Origin of the sequence: Bacteroides sp., from assembly GCA_036351255.1 — a bacterium.
GTDB lineage: Bacteria > Bacteroidota > Bacteroidia > Bacteroidales > UBA7960 > UBA7960.
This window is the reverse complement of sequence record JAZBOS010000094.1, coordinates 83,305-102,062: the sequence shown is the minus strand read 5'-3', so window position 1 is coordinate 102,062 and position 18,758 is coordinate 83,305. Positions and strand designations below refer to the sequence as shown.

Genomic DNA, 18,758 nt, shown 5'->3' with positions numbered 1-18,758 from the left:
CGCTATTCTTTTAAAACGATTTTGGGTAAAACGAAATCCAGCACCTGGTCGACCGCTTCAGCAACGCTGCAAAGGTCGGTACGAATCTCCAGGTCGGGATGGTCGGGGGGCTCATAAGGTGAATCAATTCCTGTGAAATCGCTGATCTCACCCCGGCGTGCCTTTTGATAAAGACCCTTGGGGTCGCGGTCTTCACAGACTTCGAAGGGGGCATTGACAAAGACTTCGCAATAGTCATTGGCGCCAATGATGGTTCGTGCCATCTGGCGGATGCGGCGAGTGGGGCTGATGAAACAGCTGATCACAACCAGGCCGGCTTCGACAAAGAGCCTGGAGATGGCCGCTATTCGGCGGATGTTTTCAATACGCCCATCCATGGTGAAATCGAGGTCGCGGTTGATGGTGGTACGTATGAAATCGGCATCGAACACCTGGGTCTTAAACCCCATCTCATGCAACCTGCGCTCCAGGTCGATGGCGATGGTGGTCTTGCCAGAGCCCGAGAGCCCGGTGAGCCAAATCACCAGTGCTTTCTGGCCCAGCAGCCGCTCTTTGTCGAGGCGTTGCAAAAAAGAACACATCATCGCGTGGGGCTTATTCTCCATGTTTACTGGTGGTTATCAGGTGAATTGAAATCACGGTGCGGACGTAATCCCTGGGGTCCCTGAACGGGAACTGCAAAATTATAAAAAACCCCCGAATAAAGGCCATCGTTTGGAAAAGCCTGGAAGAAACCCCTGAAAGTCACGGTGACAGTAGCAATTTTAAAAGCACTGGAGGCGTTCTTTATTAAGCTAATTTTTCACCCGGCTTGCGCAGGGTTTTTGGTTAAATTTGCAAAGGTTGCAGGGTTTATTACCCTAAGCAGATAAAAAAGAAAAAATGCATGACGAATCATAAAAGCCTGGCACTGATTTTGCTATTTTCAATTGTATGTCTCCTGACGCTGGCTCGTTCTCTTTCTGGTAAGGACATCCCTGTTGGGCACTGGCGGCATCATTTGCCCAACAACACCATTATCGCGCTTTCCGAGACCCCTGAAAAAATCATCGGTGCCACTTCCTATGGGTTGGTGGTTTTCAACAAGGCCGACAATAGTGTAGAAAAAATTGACAAGGTGCAGGGCCTGACCGATTTTGGTATCACCAGCCTGGCTTATTCCGAGAATCACGATCTGTTGCTGGTAGGCTATATGAACGGCAATATTGACTTGATCCAGGGCGGACAATTTTTCAATGTGCCTGACATCCGCCGGTCGTCTATCATGGGGAGCAAAAGCATCAACCACATCCTTATAGGTGACGAGCGGGCTTACCTGGCGTGTGGGTTTGGCATCGTTGAATTTGATCTGGCCACATTCCTGATTCGCGACACCTATTTCATTGGCCCGCAGGGCAGCCAGGTTGAGGTATATGATCTTGTTCACTCAGGTACTCATTTTTATGCAGCCACTAACGCAGGATTACTCAGTGCTCCAGCCCAGGGTGTTAACCTTGCGGATTTTCAGAACTGGCAAAAAATCAATGTCACCGGGCAAAGCAATGAATTAGTGAATATGGTAGCCTGGTATGAGGGCAATCTTTTTGCCAATATTGCCAATGCTGCAGATGATGCCCTCTACCGTTATGATGGCATCCAATGGCAGGCCTTCTTTCCAGGCAGTGAGCCTTATTCTGGGACCCGGCGCAAACTCAGGGTCAGCGGCGGCAAATTCCTGGTTTCGAACGATCAGCACGTGGATATTTTCAATGCTGAACTGGCGCTCGAAGAGCGTATCGATAACTATTATGAAGGGATGGTAAGGGCGCTGGATGTGCTATTTGACAATGACGGCACCTTATGGCTGGGGGATATTTACGACGGGCTGATTCAGCGGGTTAGTCCCACTGGCTTTTACCGCATCATCCTTCCCGGTCCAGCCACACCTAATGCCTTTGGACTGGCTGCAGGAGGTGACCGGCTTTGGGTTGCCCCGGGCGCCATTACATCAGGGGGGGGGAACACCTGGAATACCAATGGGGTGTTTATGTTTGCCGAAGGACAGTGGACTTGGTTTAACCTGATCAACTTCCCGGTGATGGATCAGGTGTGGGATATCATCCGGGTGGCTGTAGACCCGGGCAACCCCCAGAAGATCTATGCGGCCTCATGGACAGAAGGGTTGCTTGAATTCACCCCGGAGGGGCCCATCGCATTATGGGACGATACCAACAGCACCTTGCTGAGGCGTGACGGGATAGAAGACCATATCCGTCTGGGTGGGGCTGCGGTGGACAACAGCGGCAATGTTTGGTTAACCAATTCACACACCCTTAGACCCATCGCGGTAAAAAAAGAAAACAACGAATGGCTAAGCTTCAGCAGTCAGGGGCTTGTCAGCGCAACACAGATGGTTGGCCAGCTGATCATTGACCGCTCGGGACAGAAGTGGGCGGCACTACCCAATGGGGGCGGCATATACGTTTTTAATGAAAACAACCTGAACAGCGACAATGATTTTCAGGCCCGCCGCCTCACTACCACGGACGGCAATGGGGGCTTACCTACCAATAATGTGATCAGTTTGGTGGTCGATCACGACGGCTATGTTTGGGTTGGAACCGATAAGGGAGTAGCAGTATTTTATGCACCCCAGCGGGCTTTTTCAGGCGAACCCATCAACGCCCAGCAGATCATCGTAGAACAGGATGGTTTTGCGGGCATCCTTTTTGAAACGGAAACTATCAACAGCATTGCGGTTGATGGTTCGAACAAGAAATGGTTCGGCACGACGCGTTCAGGCGCATTCCTGCTCTCATCCGACGGACGCGAAACTGTCTTTCATTTCACTGCTGAGAACAGTCCCCTTCCCTCAAACAACGTGCTCGATATCGCCACCAACGGAAAAAACGGGGAGGTGTTCTTTGCAACCGACAAAGGCTTAGTATCCTTCAGGGGGCTGGCTACTGATGCCCCGGTTGTGCATACCGATGTTTATGCTTTTCCCAACCCCGTGCGTCCCGGCTATGCGGGTTATATCTCCATCAGGGGTCTGGTGAAAAATGCCGTGGTGAAGATTACCGACATCAATGGTAACCTGGTGTTTGAAACCATCGCTGAGGGGGGGCAGGCGATATGGAATGGGCAGGACCTTTTCGGGCATAGGCCCTCCACTGGGGTGTACCTGGTATTTTCGACCAATGACGATGGCAGTGAAACCATGGTGACCAAGATCCTCTTTGTCAATTAAATCTTGACAGCCGCGGCGGTCAAGTTTATTGTTGCGTATGATTGAAAAAACCAGCGGTATCGTATTGCACCACTTCCGGTATGGGGAGACAAGTGTGATTGCACGTGTGTTTACGCGGGAAGCCGGGCTGCAATCGTTTATCGTACCTGGAGTCAGGAAGGCCCGTGCGCGGATCAAACAAAACGTCTTTCAGCCGCTGACCGTGGTGGAGCTGGTGATCTACCGCAAGGAGCACGGGGGCTTGCAGCATATTCGCGAAATCACTTGCCCCGATCCCTGGCAAAGCATCCCCTATGACATCACTAAGACCAGCATTGCCATCTTCCTTGCAGAGATGATTTCAGGGGTACTGAAGGAATCTGACCCCAGCCCCGCTATGTTCGACTATGTGAGGAATTCCCTTGTTTTCCTGGATCAGAATCCGGGCCGTATTAACGACTTTCACCTGGTGTTCTTGTTACAGTTAAGCAGCCATCTGGGCTTTTTCCCCCGCAGCAACTACGATGCCCATCACCCCTATTTCAACCTGAGGGAAGGCTTGTATCAGAGCAGTTATTACGGGCCCGATCTTTGCCTCGACCAGGAGCTAAGCCGGCAGTTTTATGCCCTGGCTAACTGCCAGATTGAGGACATGGAAAACCTTCAGATGAAGGGCGAACAGCGCAAGGCATTGCTGCACCGCATCATTGACTATTACCGCATGCACCTGGAGGGCCTGAAGGAAATCAAATCGCACTTGGTGCTGGAAAGCGTATTGCACTAAAGTCCAGTAAAGAACCTTTCATGGGTTTTTCTATCTTTATGCCCAATACGGGCAGGCTATCAATGAAACTGAATAACCATATCAGGCATATTTTCAAAAAAAGGTCAATTCTGCAGGAGATGTTTATCCTGTTCCTGTTGATTTTGCTTTTAACGCAGTATTATGAACCCAGGAAAGTGGTGATCGTTGCCGATGGCAAGGGCTATTACGACTACCTGCCGGCGGCCTTCATTTACCACGATCTGAATTTTTCCTATACCGATACGCTGATCACCGAATTTTATGATCACCGTGCTTACAACCAGGGATTAAACCCAAGGGTGAATGGCCGAAGGATCAACAAGTACTTTATTGGCACGGCAGTGGCCCAGGTACCGTTCTTTCTAACCGCTCATGGCATTGCGGTAGCAGGCATAAAATATTCAGCCGATGGGTACAGCTTCATTTACCAGCAGTTTGTTAAGCTTGCAGCCTTGTTTTACCTCTTCCTGGGCTTGGTATTTTTGCGGAAACTGCTTCAGCAGAAAGGCATACCTGGCGGGTGGATTCTTTTGCTGCAGGGGCTGGTGGTCTTTGGCAGTTCGCTGATGCAGTATGCCTATGCTGACGCTTCCTTCAGCCATGTGTATTCCTTCTTTTTCATCACTTTTTTTGTTTACTGCATTAGCCGATATGCCAAAAAAGAAAACAATAATTTCCTGTACCTGGCCGCCCTTGCCTTTGGGATGATTGTGCTGATCAGGCCTGCCAACGGGCTGATCCTGGCCTTTGTGCCCTTTCTATTTGATGATGCGGGGCATTTCGCAGGAGCCGTACGGGGCCTTTTCACCATTAGGTTAAAGCCTGCCTTTATCGCCCTGGCACTGGCCTTACTGGTGATCGCCATACAGCCACTGGTATGGTACCTGCAAACCGGTTTGCTTTATATAAAGCCTTACCAGGATGAGACATTTATCCTCAGCCAGGCCCATATGTTGAAGTTCCTTTTCAGCTATCAGAAAGGATTCTTTGTATATGCCCCGGTCTTTTTCCTGATGCTGCTGGGCGGTACTTGGGTGTACCTGAAACAGCACCATTTCTGGAAAACAGGCAGCTTTTACCTGGCCCTGGCGGTGCTGGTCTACGTATTGTCGAGCTGGCATAACTGGTCGTACGGGGCAAGTTTTGGCTCAAGGGTCATGGTGGATTATTACAGTTTGTTTGTGCTGTTTGCAAGCTCGGTATTCCTTTCAAACCCCCCGGCTTTGCGCTGGCTGTTTTTGATTTTGTTCCTGCCGCTCAGTTATATTAGCATTATTCAGACCTTGCAGTACCAAACCTATTTCCTGGATGATGCGAGTATGAGCAGGGAAAAATATTGGACGGTCTTTTTGAAGACCCACCCGAAATACAGAGGCTTGTTTTATATGCACAAAGTGAAACTTCTTGAGGAGCAGATATTAATTAAGAAAAACATCTCCCAGAAAGTAAAACCTGAGACTTTTCAGATGGGATATAACCTGCTGGATTCCTTGGATGGAAGCCAATTGAAACCTTTATGGGGAGAAGCCGAAACCCTGGTGTTGCAAGTGTTGGCTGACGTATGCTACAAGAAAGGCATTGATGAAATTTTGGTCGCCATTGATGACTTACAGGGAAACAACCGCTACTGGAGTTCGATGCATTTATTTAAGGTGGCAGGAAAGGAAAGGTTTTGCGGAAGGGGCCGCCTTCAATTCAGGATGAACGCAAACCTCCTTGAGGATGCCACCATAAGGCTCTTTTATATCAAGCAAGAAAAGGATACAGAATTCAAAGAAATGACGGTACAATTGGCCGGAGTCGATTAAGGGCTTAATTTCTTCACCTTTTCAATTCGCAGGTCGTCAAAACAGGTATTCAATCTTCCGGTACTTCTCAGAATAACCTTTAATTTCGTGACCTCTTCCCCTGGTATTTCAACCTGAAGCGAAAGAGAGTCCCATCCTAGCCGGGCTGCAGGTAATCCAATCCTGATGTCCTTATAAAAGTCAGCGCCTCCATCGCCTGTCAACACAAGTGCCCCATTAAACCAGGGGGCGTTCCTTTTCACTGAAACCACCCATTGTTCTCCTGCCTGCACAGGGATAGAAAGGGAAATGTTTTGTTCAGTCAAGCGGCCTAACTTCAGGCTGTGTTCTCCATCATAAGCTTTTTCGTCAAAAAGAGCCATACCCACATTCAACTGGGGTTTTCCATTTTCGGAAAGAACAAACTGGCCGGAAGCATCGAAGGTTTCCATATCGAAAACGAAAGACTCCAGCACCTGATAGTTCGGTTTTTCGCGTTTAATCACACCATGTATTCCTTTTGTCGCCAAATCATAATCCGGGGGATCGATGGCCTCATAGAAACCTGGAAGTGGCTTGACGCGTCCAAAAGAGGCCCAATAAGTCGTTTTATTCATCGAATCCCAATGAATGGCTCCATAATGATACTGGGCCGTTTGAAAAATGCCGTGAACCATCAGCAAGAAGGTCAATGTCACCAAAAGTCTTTGGACGCCTTTTCTCCATTTCCCAGCAGCATATAAAAGCGTGGCAAAGGGTATTGCAAGCAGGGCATAGGATTCAATAAAGGCGCGCTGTCCAAAACCACCCCCATACCACCACGACCACCAGGAAAGAACAACATAAATATTAATCACGGTAAAAAGGAAGATAGGCCAAAAAAATGCACGCCTGTATTTCCACAGCAAGGCAATCCCCAAAAGGGCAAAACCCATGATGGGAGTATAAAGAAGCCAACCCTTGCGATAGCTGAACAGTCCGCGGATAATCTGGGGGTTGCCAAAGAAAAATCCTTCTTCCTCTTTGTAGCTGTAATAGAGCCAATGGCCTGAAACAGATTTCCAGTAAAGCATTTGTGGAAGCCAAACCAAAAAAGCGGCGACTGCCATAAACAGGACAAGGTTGTATTTCCGGCCAAGGAAAACTATCCTTAGTTTCAATTCATTGAAGGATTTCACATCATATAACACGAAAAAGACCAGGAGCACAATATTGGTAGGACGAACCAATACAATGAGTCCAGCAAGCAAACCAAGCATCAGGCTGTTTTTCACTCCAGGTTTTTCGTGCCATTGAATGGTAAGCAACATAAAAATAGCAAAAAGGGCAAAATTATATGCATGCGACATAGGACCTTCGTGAGCTGTATAGAAAAGAAGGTTAGTGGCAAAGAACATAGCCAGCAAGGTGATGGCTGTGATACCATCGCTGAAATACTTCAACAACACCTTTCTCAATGCAAACAAGCCAATGATGACATAAAACAGGGAGCTGAGCACCAGGAAGAAAGCATAGGGGGGTGAAAAACCATTCATTTCAGCTCCGGTAAACCAGGCAGCCAAATGCCCCATGAGAAAAAACGGCAGATAAAGGATAGCCAGCCCCATGCTGGTAACGATTACCAAACCACCGGAAGGGGTAGGAATGGGCCAAAACTTGTCACCGAAGAACTCCGGATCTTCCCTGGTAAACTCAAGGCCATGATCGCCATAAATAAATACGGCAGGCAGGTATGCATAATAGTTTTTAATGTCCCATTGTATCACTTTCATCGGCTGTCGCCAACGTTTCATGTTGCTGAATACTCCAACAACCACCATGGCAATCAAAAGAATGGCAACAAGCGACAAAAGATTTCTTTTGCCCTTTGATTGACCAGAAAATAAATTCCGGAATTCACCCATGACTGCTTATTTAAAAGATGACTCCGATGTTATAAATGGAACCTTTGTTTATTCCTGAATGTCCCCAACTTCCAGCCTTCTGAAAACCGCTACTTTATAATCCGTTTCAAAAATAGTAAAAGGATGCTCAGGTTCAAAAAGCCCCAGCTGTTCAAAGTAGGGACTATGTTCCAGATCCTCCAGTTTAACCCCTTCCAGTGCCATAAAGTGTCCCTCCCATATGATGATTTCCCCGGGTTTAACCTCGTGATGAGGCCTGGAGGAGTCGGGGAGCCTGAGGCGGGAGGTGGTTTCGTCATAAGGGTTCAGGTGAAGGAACATCTCCAGGGCAGGGTCGGAATAATAGATCTTGTTTTGATTGAACTTTTCCTTCAGGATAAAATCTGACGCTTCTTTCATTACCTTGTTCATCCCGTCAAGTTTCTGCGGGATGCGCCACATTTTAAAGGGGGTAATGACAAAAAGCGCCATCAGTGCAATTCCGAAGAAATAGCCAGCAAATCTTGCCTTGATAAGATGCTCCAGTCCCCTCAGGATAAGATTCATCCCCCGCAAGGCTATCAGGGCCCCCACCGGCACGATGGAAACCATATAGCGGTACATGCCCAGGGAGCGCCCTACCCCGGTGTACCACATTACCACGTGGGCCATGAAATACAATATAAAGGGCAAAAGGACCAGAATGGCCTCCTCCCAATGCCGGTTTGCCCTTTCCCGAACCAGATCAAATAGAATGGCTAGAATCCCCAGGGGAATCAATAGATAATTCACCACACCAAAAATTTTTGGCCATGCTTTGAAAAAATGCCAGAAGCTGCCCGTGCCATACATCTCAGCCTTTCCGCCATAGGGCATCTGGTTTATCAGCCAGAAGAAATCATTAAAATGGAAATAGCCGATAATGCTGTAAATCAAGGTTCCTGTCAGCAGCAATGGGATGGCACGGTACTGCCTTTTCACCAGAAAGTATAAGCCGATGGTGGGGATGATAAAGATGCCCTCGGTGCGGACCAGGTGGGAGAACGAAATGACCACGGCGGCCCAGAGGTATCTCTTGTCAAGGCACAACCAGATGGTGGCCATAATGAACAAGCCGAATAGCACCTCCACCTGACCGGAAATGACCAGCAGGGTATAAATGGGGGTGAAAAACACAAGGAAAGGCAACAGCAATCGATTGGAATACTCCAGCTTTTTTGCGGCCAACCAAACCAACCAGGCACTGGCTATGCCCCCAAGGAGATTAAAAATGGAAACCCCGGTATGTCCAAATTGTGCAAAGGGACTGGAGAGCAAAGTAAAGACAGGCTTGGCCCAGTGGTCAAGCAGAAAAGAGGGAAACTGCCACGAATACCTTGAGAAGCGGTAATGGGTCACGCTGTCGGCATCGCCGATGAAACCTTCAGAGCGGAACAGAATCCAAAGGAAAAACAGGAAAAGACCCGATAGGATCAAGCCCAGGGCCAGCTTTTCTTCCGGGAAAAATCTCTGAATCTTCTTGAACATGGGTCGTTTCTTATAGAAAAATCTTTTCCTAGCGCTTGCTCCAGATGTTGTATTTCAAAACACACCATATGGCCCTGAAGCCATCTTTCCAGTTGATTTTCTTTCCCTCTTCGTAAGTGCGGCCATAATAAGAGATCCCGACTTCATAAATCCTAACCCTTGGATAGCGCGAAACCTTGGCCGTGACTTCGGGCTCAAAACCAAAGCGCCTTTCCTTCAGGTTCAGACTTTTGATGATATCTGCCCTGAAAAGCTTATAGCAGGTTTCCATATCGGTTAGGTTCAGGTTGGTGAACATATTTGATACGAAGGTCAGAAATTTGTTGCCAATGGTGTGCCAGAAGAATAAAATACGGTGAGGATTTGAACCCGCAAAACGTGATCCATACACCACGTCGGCATTGCCTTCCAGGATGGGTTTCAGCAGGTCTTTGTATTCACGGGGATCGTATTCCAGATCGGCATCCTGGATAATGATATAGTCACCCAGGGATTCCTTTATCCCACGATGCAATGCCGCCCCTTTGCCCATATTGACTGGCTGATGATAAAAGTGTATGTCTGCTTCGGGGTGGGTTTTCATGAATTCTTCAACCACATCAGCGGTATTGTCGTTACTGCAATCATTAACGATCACAAGCTCTTTTTCAATGCCTTCGAGCTTAACGGCCAGCACGCGTTCAAGGATGGCGGTAATGGTGTTTCCCTCATTGTAAGCGGGGATGACAATGGAAAGCTTCTTCATTATGGGGTCTTTCAGAAATAATTGTAAAAGTAGAAATAAAATATTAAGTGAAACCCCCTGAAATAAGACGAAAAAAATCCCTTACTTTGAATGTTTAACCGGTAATAAAAAACCTAGCGGTCATGCTTTTTCAAAAATTGCTTTTCCGGACAAATCATCTGAGGCAACCCGCTTCATGGGGAAAGGTCCTGCTGTTAATTTTAATATACCAGGCCTTTACCCTGCCAAGCCTGGCCCAGAACGTGGTGATCAACGAGATCATGGCCTCAAACCAGACTACCATTGCCGACAATGATGGGGATTATAGCGACTGGATCGAATTGCATAATGCAGGAGAAACGCCCTTAATTCTTGAAGGATATGGTTTGTCGGATAACTACGACAACGCTTTTAAATGGGTTTTTCCGGCTGTCACCATAGGCCCGGGCCAGTACATGATCATCTGGGCGTCCAACAAGGATCGCAACAATCCTGAGGAGCCCCTGCACACCAGTTACGCCATCAGTGCAGATGGTGAAGAAGTGATCCTGACCCATCCCAATGGCACCCGCATTTCTGAGATACCCCCCACCCCTATGGGCAGTGACATATCATTCGGGCATTTCCCGGATGCCTCGGGTACGCTGGTATTCTTCGACATCCCCACACCCGGTGCTCCCAACAGCCAGCAGGGGTTTGAAGACATCCTGGAGGTGCCCCAGCTAAGCCTTTCCTCAGGATTTTATACTGAAGAACAAGGCCTGGTGATCAGTCATCCCGACCCGGAAGCCGCGATCTTTTATACCCTGGACGGGACCATCCCCACGCTTGAATCCATTCCCTATGAAGGCCCCATTACCCTGGTTCATCAAACAAGCAATAATCAGGGAATCAATATGATACGGACTAATCCACCCGAAACCGACCCGCTTGAGTTTGGGTGGAAGACTCCCTCTCTTTTGCCGGAGAAGGCCACTGTGGTCAGGGCTGCAGCTTTCCGCGAGGGATACTTCACCCCTCCCCCGGCCACCGGTACCTATTTTATTGATATGGAGCCACCTGCCCTTCCGGTAGCCAGCATTGCAATGGATACCTTTAATCTTTTCAACCACACCAATGGAATTTATATCCCTGGCATTGACTATGAAACTTATGGCTATGGCGAAAACTGGTACGGGATGCCTAATGCCAATTACTTCCGTACCGGTGAGCTTTGGGAGGTTCCTTCTTATTTCAGCTTTTTTGAAAGCGGAGAGGAAGTCATTTCCGAAAACGTTGGGGTACGCATTCACGGCGGGGGCACCAGGGCATTGCCTCAAAAGTCACTGCGCATTTATGCCCGGGGAGGATATGGCAGTGATTACCTGAACCATCCCTTTTTCCCAAATCAAGACCACAGCCAATACAAGCGCATCCTGTTGCGGAGTGCAGGGCAAGACTTTTTCGGCCCCGGCACACAGTTGCGTGATGGATTTATGGAAAAATTGGTGGAACCCATCGGGGTGCCTATACAGGATTACCGACCTGCCATCCTATACCTGAATGGGGAATACTGGGGCATTCAAAACCTGCGCGAACGTTACGACAAGTATTATTTCCTGCGTAAATATGGCATCCCTGAAGATAAACTCGACCTGCTGGAAAACAACATGGTGGTGGTAGAAGGAAGCTGGGCCCATTATGGCAATATGATGGACTTTATTGACGAAAACCCCCTCTCAGACCCGGAGGCCTATGCATACATCAACACCCAGATGAATGTGGAGAATTTCACCGATTACAACATTATCAACATTTTTGTGGGTAACATCGACTGGCCGGGGCATAACCTGAAATATTTCCGGCGGCAAACCACCTACAACCCGGATGCCCCCTTTGGCAATGATGGGCGCTGGCACTGGGCGCTCAATGATCTGGATTTCGGATTTGGATGGAGCGGAGCATACAATTACGATTTCGACATGATCTCCTATGTGACCGATCCGGTAGGAGGCGTATGGCCCCAAAACCTTCCCTGGTCCACCTTCCTGATCCGCAACCTACTCCAAAATGAGTCCTTCAAATACGGTTTCATCAACCGCTTTGGCGACCTGCTCAATACGGTCTTCCTTACCGAACATATGCTTGCATTCCTCGATGAAACCAGTGCAGCCATTGAACCTGAAATAGAAAAGCATATCGCCCGCTGGGGATATCCTGCCAATACCCTCAACGAGTGGCACGTTAACCTGAACCGGATGGCGAACTTTGCCACCCTTCGCCCAGGGTTCCTGCAATCACACCTTATCAATTACTTTGAACTTCCCGGCACCTTCTCCCTGACCTTGGATGTAAACGATGAAGCTCAGGGTAGCATCAAAATCAATCGCCTGCACCTCGATGCTTCTAATCCTCTTTTGCCAGGTTTTGAAGGCTACCCTTGGACAGGTAAGTATTTCAGCGGGGTGCCCATACCCCTGACAGCCATCCCGAAACAGGGTTACCGCTTGCAAAAATGGGTGAACCAGCAAGAAGAAGCGTTTTTTGAGAATCCCCTGTATGTCAGTGCCACGGAAGACCTGTCGCTTACAGCAGTTTTTGAAGTGGACGACACCTCCGCCCCGGCCCTGTCAGAAACCCAGCTGACCATCTTCCCGAATCCGGCCACCAACAGACTGTTTATCAGGCTTCCATATACTACCGGGAGTTTCCAGCTACAAGTCCTGAGCTCCTTCGGCATCGTTGTCCTCGCCAAGGAATTAAAACACCCCGGAAGCGAGATGGAACTTGACCTTTCCCATCTGAGCCCTGGAATCTATTATATCAGGCTCACCCACGCAAAAGAAATCCGCTCAGCAAGGTTGCTAAAGCTTTAATGAATCGTTAAACCTTTAATAAACCTATATTGGTTTAAAGCAGGTTTTTCCTGTTCCCCGGAAGGGGAACCCCGTTCCCAATAATTTAAAGTCCAAAACGCTGCAATTCTGATTGTTGTGCTCCCCGACTAGGTTCTACCAGGAAAATTGAGGGGAAATCACAGCAAGAAGATAGCTACCAGGTCGGTTCTTCCTGTAAATTCAGACGTAGTTAACACGTAGTTAACACGTAGTTAAGACGTAGTTTATTCGGTTTTGCACGTCTGAACTACGTGTTAACTACGTTTAAACTACGTGTCAGATAAAAATCAAATTCTTTCTTGAAAAACTTCCGGGTACTCTTTTTAATGGATTTTGAAGTTACAGGGGATCCTGGGGGTAAGGGCAGGATTAACCTGGCAGCTGTTTTAGGTACAAAACAACCGCCTGCCTTCAATCACGGCTGCTTAGAGTTATGCTTTCTTTTAAAACGCCTTAAACTTTTGTTTCATTTATTCTTTGGTTAACGGCAGATTATTCGTACATTTAATAAGGTATAAGTAAATTTTCTGAAGACAAACCGGCTTTTCTGCACACCGGAATATTCAAAACAACCAGTAAAAATGAGCATAGAGGCTTTGTTAGGGAAATTGCAGAGCAAAATATTTTACCCTGCATTTTTCTCCTTCTTATTTCTTCTTACCCTGCAAACACTTGGTGAGCAGGACAGCAGGTCCTACATCGACCATTATGCCAGCGCCCGATTCAGGCACCTGACCATCAATGAGGGGCTTTCGCAAAACCTGATCTCTGACATCACCCAGGATCAGAAGGGATTCGTATGGATTGGAACCAAAGACGGGCTAAACATGTATGATGGTTATAAATTCACCATATTCAAACACGACCCTTTTGACCCGAATTCGATTTCAGAAAACCATATAATATCCATATTCTGTGACAGTCAAGGTCGATTGTGGATTGGAACCTTCTCAAAAGGATTAAATCTTTATCATAGGTCAACAGGCAAGTTCATTCGTTTTACGCATGACCCTGAGAATAACAACTCAATTAGTTCCGATTATATCCTTTCAATAACGGATGATTCACAAGGGAATATATGGGTTGGAACTAGCCAGGGGGGCTTGAATAAAATTTCTTTCAAAACCAATGACATCTTTTCTTCCCCGGAAGAAATAATTATAACCCGTTTTGGGCAGAATTCAGCCAATGAAGGTTTGTCAGATCAAGCAGGCGTTACCAGCCTTTTGGTTGATAATGATGAAATGTTGTGGGTAGGCTCGGCAAATAGTATTTTTAAGTTAAACACTCAAACCAGTAATCCTGTTCCAAAAGAAATCCCTGTTAGGCTGATTAATTCATCCAGAAACAAATTCCACAGAGAACTACACAATAAGGAAGGGAGAATAATCATTTTTCAGGATGCAAAAAAGAAAATATGGATGCTGAGCAGATTAGGATTGTTTCAGTATGATGAATCCACAGAAGCATTCAGGCAAGTTTTATCAGATTACAGTATTAACATAGAAGAAGGTATTACCTACAACCCTTTGGCAGCCGAATATTTTCAAAACAAAGACCGGCAAGAGTTTTGGTTAAGTACGGAAAAGGCATTATTTATATACTACCCAGAAACAGGTTTGCATGAAAATCTATCGGCTGAAGGACATGAGGAATCCCGGTTACCTAAAGGTCAAATTATCAGCATTTTAGAAGACAAGGCAGGAACGCTTTGGCTGGGAAGCAATGGGTATGGAATTGCGCTATATGACCCCTTTAAACTTAAATTTTCCTACCCTGACAATACTGGCAATACAAAAGACGGTATAATTCTAAGCAGCCGTGATTTAAGTATACGATCCTTTTATGAAACAAATGATGGCATCCTTTGGATTGGAGCGAATGAAGGGTTTTATAGAGTAAATCGGGCAGAATCTGAACTTAGAGAAGTCCTGCTAAAATCAGAGTATAACCCACAAATGGTTGTATATTCAATCGATCAGGGTAAAGAGGACGTCCTTTGGTTGGCTTCCAGCGCTGGACTCATTCGCTTTAACCCCATCAATGAGTCCTATATTGTTTACCCAGCCTGGCATAGAGAAAATCCTTTTGTTTCAGAACCCAATGTGGAGAATGATGACCCCCGGGTGGCAAAGGTGTTGGTGAGGGCTGAGCAAATTTGGGTATTAACCCCGTACAGTCTGGCCTTATTTAACAAACAAACAGGAGAATTCGACCATCTTAGATATAATAACGATCCCTTAAGCGCCTACCGTGAACATTCTTTTCCTAACCTGCTTCAGCAAGAAAATGATTGTTTCTGGGTAGGTACGCATCATGGTTTTCATTTAATAGAATTTGAATCAAAAAAAATTACGACATATATTAATGACCCTTCAAATCCCGAAAGCCTTCCCTTCAATAATGTAAGAGCTATTCTTCGGGATCCTTTCTTGCCAGACAGTATCTTGTGGCTGGCAACCGGGGGTGGAGGAATAGCAAGATTTGATAAAAACAGAAAAGTCTTCACCAACTTTTCTGAAGAACAAGGATTGGCAAACAACATGGTTTATGGTATGCTGGCTGATGAAGGTGGCAATTTCTGGCTAAGCACCAACAAGGGTTTATCTAAATTCAATGTGGCAGAGCAAACATTTTTCAATTATACAGTCTCTGACGGTCTCCAAAGTAACGAATTCAACAGTGGGGCATTTTACAAAAACCAGTCGGGTGAATTTTTCTTTGGGGGCATAAACGGTTATAATTCTTTTTTTCCTGAGAGTATTAGGAAAAAATCATTCATGGCGTCAATAATGATAACCGGATTTAAATTACTGAATGCAGGGGATGAAACAAATAGGGAGAGATATCATAGCATTTTCGATGAGTCACCCGAGTTGGTTCTCAAGCATTATGAAAATCACTTTTCCATTGAATTTGCGAGTCTCGATTTTGCTGAATCCCAGAAAAATATTTATTCTTACAGTATAACAACGCTTTCTGAAAACTGGATACCAATCGGCCATTATAGAACCGTGACCTTTACAGATATGAAGCCCGGCACTTATTACTTTAGGGTCAGGGGAACCAACAATGACGGTATTTGGAGCAAACATGAAGCAGCCCTGAAAATTACCATATTGCCCCCTTGGTGGAAAAGGCAATGGGTTTTGGTCATTTACTTTTTGCTGGCTGTAGGGGCTCTGGCGGGCCTTAGAGAGTATGAAAAGACCCGTTTCCGCCTCAGGAACCGCATGCGCCTTATTGAGATGGAAAAAGAAAAGCTGAAAGAAATTGACCACATGAAGTCGGAGTTTTTTGCCAACATTTCCCATGAATTCCGCACACCGCTTACACTGATCATGGGCCCGGTCGAGCAAATGCTGGAGGAGGATCAGGACCCGAAAAAGCAAAAAACCTTTTCAGTAATGCATGCTAATGCGGGCAGGCTTCTCAACCTGGTGAACCAACTTTTAGATCTCTCTAAACTCGAAAGCGGCAATTATGAGGTAAAAGCTTCGCGCGGTGATCTGATTGGCTTTCTTAAAGGTTTATTAATATCATTCGCTTCCAAAGCAGAACAAAAAAATATTAAACTTCATTTCGATTTCGATCCGAAAATTGACAGGCAATCATTCAGAGAGAAGTTTTACTTTGATCGTGATATTCTGGAAAAAATAATCAACAACTTGATTTCCAACGCATTCAAATTCACCCCTGATGGCGGTGAAGTGAACCTGCGAGCCTGTATTAAAACGCTCAGAGGCAAGGATCACATGATCGAAATCCTCTTGAAGGATACAGGAATAGGAATTCATGAAGAGAAACTTCCTTTTATTTTTGATCGGTTTTACCAGGCCGATGCTTCACCCCAAAGAGTTTACGAAGGTTCCGGAATTGGCCTTGCCTTTGTAAAGGAACTCGTCAGAGTACACCATGGGCAAATTATTGCAAAAAGCAAGCCTGCCCAAGGAACCACTTTTGTTTTAAGATTCCCCATTGGCAAAGAGCATTTTCTAGAAAACCAAATTCTAAACGAAACATCCCAACCACTCAAATCTGAAAATAAAAGCACTACTCATCAGCAGCAACAGGTTATTCCGGAAGAACCTGAACTATCCGCCGTGAATGGTACAGACCAAACGCTGATCCTCGTTGTGGATGATCATGCTGAAGTACGGGATTATATCAGCCAAAATCTCAAAACAAACTATCTGGTTGAGGAAGCATCCAATGCCCTGGAGGGTCAAAAATTGGCAATGGATATGATTCCCGACCTGATTATTTGTGACATAATGATGCCAGGAATGGATGGGTTTGAATTTTGCAAGGAATTAAAAAACGACATCAAAACCAGTCATATACCGATCATACTCCTTACGGCGCTTTCAGGACAAGATGAAAAGATACAGGGCCTGGAAACCGGTGCAGATGATTACCTTACCAAGCCTTTCAACCCAAGGGAATTGCTGGCCAGGGTAAACAATCTGATTGAAAACAGGCAAATGCTCCGCCTTAAATTCAGCAGCAATGCCATAATAAAGCCACGAGAAATTTCAGTAACCCCACGCGACCAGGTCTTTATGGAAAACCTGATAAAAGTAGTTGAAGATAACATTGCCAATATAAAGTATTCCATTGAAGATCTTAGCCGGGATGTTGGAATGAGTCAATCACAACTGCACCGAAAACTAAAAGCCCTGGTCAATCAAACCACCAACCACTTTGTCCGTTCCATTAAGATGCATCGGGCAAAGGAGTTGCTGGAAAAAGATGCAGGCACCATTGCCGAAATTGCCTATATGGTCGGATATGATGATCCTGGTTATTTTTCTAAATCATATAAGGCCTTCTTCGGTAATCTGCCTTCTGAGGTGAGAAAAAAACCTGATTAACAAGAAAAACAGCACCCTTTGCAAGATTTTTATTATCCATTCCTAATTGGGCACTTTATTTTTGCGCATAAGAAACCTATACGAATGCAACTGGAGAAAGGTTAAACCACAACCTTGAGTTCCATCATATCTCCATTTTGAATCCTGTGCCATCATGCGCTGGATTTTTTTTGCATTTACTGGTAATTTTTCTTCAGAGGAAAATTTACCATAATAATCCCAAATTTTCCTACCCATCCCATGGCCTGAAATTGTAAGTTTGCCAATCAAAAGTCAATTTTGTTTTTCTTAAAACTATATACACCATGAAAAGGATCATTTTGTTTACGTTCATTTTGCTTTTTATTACTTTTAATACAGCCTTTGCCTCCAACCCATCCAGAAGTTCCATCCCCTTAATTGGGGATCCAGCACCTTCCTTTGTTGCCGAAACAACGCATGGGACCCTCCATTTTCCTGAAGATTATGGCCGCAATTGGAAAATTCTACTGGCACATCCGCGTGATTTTACCCCTGTCTGCTCTTCTGAAATATTAGAGCTGGCATATTTACAGAGAGATTTTGAGATGCTTGGCGCAAAGCTGGTTGTTGTATCGACCGATGCGCTGGAATCCCATTTTTTGTGGAAGGAAGCCCTTGAAGAAGTGCCGTTCAGAAACCGCCCACCCGTAAAGATCAATTTCCCCCTTGTGGAAGATGAGGCTTATGTAATTACTGATTTGTACGGAATGACCCACCCGGAAGCCAAACGGGGGAAAAACATCCGCGGCGTTTTCTTAATTGACCGGGATAATAAAGTCAGGGCGATGTATTTCTATCCTGCTGAAACAGGGAGAAACATGGATGAGATCAAACGAACCCTGATGGCCTTGCAGAAAACCGATGATGATTTCAATGTTATGACACCTGCAAACTGGGAACCTGGCGATCCTGTCATGATACCCTTTACCACCCCTGTGATGGAGGAATATTTACATGAAGAAAACTCCCTGTATTTCCAGTATAACTGGTTTATGACCTATTCCTTTGAACCAAAGGGGTATCCGTTAGAAGAACAAACAACCGTGGAATAAT

Annotated in this window: 10 protein-coding genes; 6 read left to right on the top strand and 4 right to left on the bottom strand. The window is 46.0% G+C overall.

Translation table 11 applies throughout. The features are described from left to right. Nucleotides 1-2 precede the first annotated feature (2 nt). Nucleotides 3-605 carry an adenylyl-sulfate kinase gene (gene cysC / locus V2I46_09520; GenBank protein ID MEE4177736.1) on the bottom strand — a complete coding sequence of 201 codons (603 nt, stop codon included), beginning with the start codon at nucleotides 603-605 and terminating at the stop codon, nucleotides 3-5. 281 nt (nucleotides 606-886) lie between these two features. Between cysC and V2I46_09515 the strand changes: the two genes are divergently transcribed. Genes V2I46_09515 through V2I46_09505 form a run of 3 tightly spaced genes read left to right on the top strand, consistent with a single transcriptional unit; the run spans nucleotide 887 to nucleotide 5,821 of the window. Then, a complete protein-coding gene (locus tag V2I46_09515) occupies nucleotides 887-3,229 on the top strand; it encodes a two-component regulator propeller domain-containing protein (protein ID MEE4177735.1) in 2,343 nt (780 codons plus the stop codon). A gap of 37 nt (nucleotides 3,230-3,266) precedes the next feature. Further along, nucleotides 3,267-3,992: a DNA repair protein RecO gene (gene recO / locus V2I46_09510; protein MEE4177734.1), complete on the top strand. Its 726-nt coding sequence runs from the start codon at nucleotides 3,267-3,269 to the stop codon at nucleotides 3,990-3,992. Nucleotides 3,993-4,012: 20 nt separating this feature from the next. Next, a complete protein-coding gene (locus tag V2I46_09505; GenBank protein MEE4177733.1) occupies nucleotides 4,013-5,821 on the top strand; it encodes a hypothetical protein in 1,809 nt (602 codons plus the stop codon). Here the strand turns inward: V2I46_09505 and V2I46_09500 are convergent. Genes V2I46_09500 through V2I46_09490 form a run of 3 tightly spaced genes read right to left on the bottom strand, consistent with a single transcriptional unit; the run spans nucleotide 5,818 to nucleotide 9,955 of the window. Next, nucleotides 5,818-7,704 (bottom strand): hypothetical protein, encoded by a 1,887-nt coding sequence (locus V2I46_09500; GenBank protein ID MEE4177732.1) that lies wholly within the window; start codon nucleotides 7,702-7,704, stop codon nucleotides 5,818-5,820. The genes V2I46_09505 and V2I46_09500 overlap by 4 nt on opposite strands. A 48-nt stretch (nucleotides 7,705-7,752) precedes the next feature. After that, nucleotides 7,753-9,210, bottom strand: coding sequence for a glycosyltransferase family 87 protein (locus tag V2I46_09495; GenBank protein MEE4177731.1), 1,458 nt, complete (start codon nucleotides 9,208-9,210; stop codon nucleotides 7,753-7,755). Between the two features lie 28 nt (nucleotides 9,211-9,238). After that, nucleotides 9,239-9,955, bottom strand: coding sequence for a glycosyltransferase family 2 protein (locus V2I46_09490; GenBank protein ID MEE4177730.1), 717 nt, complete (start codon nucleotides 9,953-9,955; stop codon nucleotides 9,239-9,241). 122 nt (nucleotides 9,956-10,077) lie between these two features. Between V2I46_09490 and V2I46_09485 the strand changes: the two genes are divergently transcribed. From V2I46_09485 to V2I46_09475, 3 genes are all read left to right on the top strand, one after another. Next, nucleotides 10,078-12,789, top strand: coding sequence for a CotH kinase family protein (locus V2I46_09485; protein MEE4177729.1), 2,712 nt, complete (start codon nucleotides 10,078-10,080; stop codon nucleotides 12,787-12,789). Between the two features lie 602 nt (nucleotides 12,790-13,391). Continuing rightward, the gene (locus V2I46_09480; protein ID MEE4177728.1) at nucleotides 13,392-17,684 is read left to right on the top strand and encodes a two-component regulator propeller domain-containing protein; all 4,293 of its coding nucleotides are present in this window, start codon (nucleotides 13,392-13,394) and stop codon (nucleotides 17,682-17,684) included. 305 nt (nucleotides 17,685-17,989) lie between these two features. Continuing rightward, the gene (locus V2I46_09475) at nucleotides 17,990-18,757 is read left to right on the top strand and encodes a redoxin domain-containing protein (protein ID MEE4177727.1); all 768 of its coding nucleotides are present in this window, start codon (nucleotides 17,990-17,992) and stop codon (nucleotides 18,755-18,757) included. Nucleotide 18,758 lies beyond the last annotated feature (1 nt).

Bases quoted from the DNA above. Each gene is read 5' to 3' on its own strand.
- V2I46_09515 (MEE4177735.1), top strand. From the start codon at position 887: ATGACGAATCATAAAAGCCTGGCACTGATTTTGCTATTTTCAATTGTA.
- V2I46_09475 (MEE4177727.1), top strand. From the start codon at position 17,990: ATGAAAAGGATCATTTTGTTTACGTTCATTTTGCTTTTTATTACTTTT.
- V2I46_09500 (MEE4177732.1), bottom strand. From the start codon at position 7,704: ATGGGTGAATTCCGGAATTTATTTTCTGGTCAATCAAAGGGCAAAAGA.
- V2I46_09485 (MEE4177729.1), top strand. From the start codon at position 10,078: ATGCTTTTTCAAAAATTGCTTTTCCGGACAAATCATCTGAGGCAACCC.
- V2I46_09505 (MEE4177733.1), top strand. From the start codon at position 4,013: ATGGGTTTTTCTATCTTTATGCCCAATACGGGCAGGCTATCAATGAAA.
- V2I46_09495 (MEE4177731.1), bottom strand. From the start codon at position 9,210: ATGTTCAAGAAGATTCAGAGATTTTTCCCGGAAGAAAAGCTGGCCCTG.
- V2I46_09480 (MEE4177728.1), top strand. From the start codon at position 13,392: ATGAGCATAGAGGCTTTGTTAGGGAAATTGCAGAGCAAAATATTTTAC.
- cysC (MEE4177736.1), bottom strand. From the start codon at position 605: ATGGAGAATAAGCCCCACGCGATGATGTGTTCTTTTTTGCAACGCCTC.
- recO (MEE4177734.1), top strand. From the start codon at position 3,267: ATGATTGAAAAAACCAGCGGTATCGTATTGCACCACTTCCGGTATGGG.
- V2I46_09490 (MEE4177730.1), bottom strand. From the start codon at position 9,955: ATGAAGAAGCTTTCCATTGTCATCCCCGCTTACAATGAGGGAAACACC.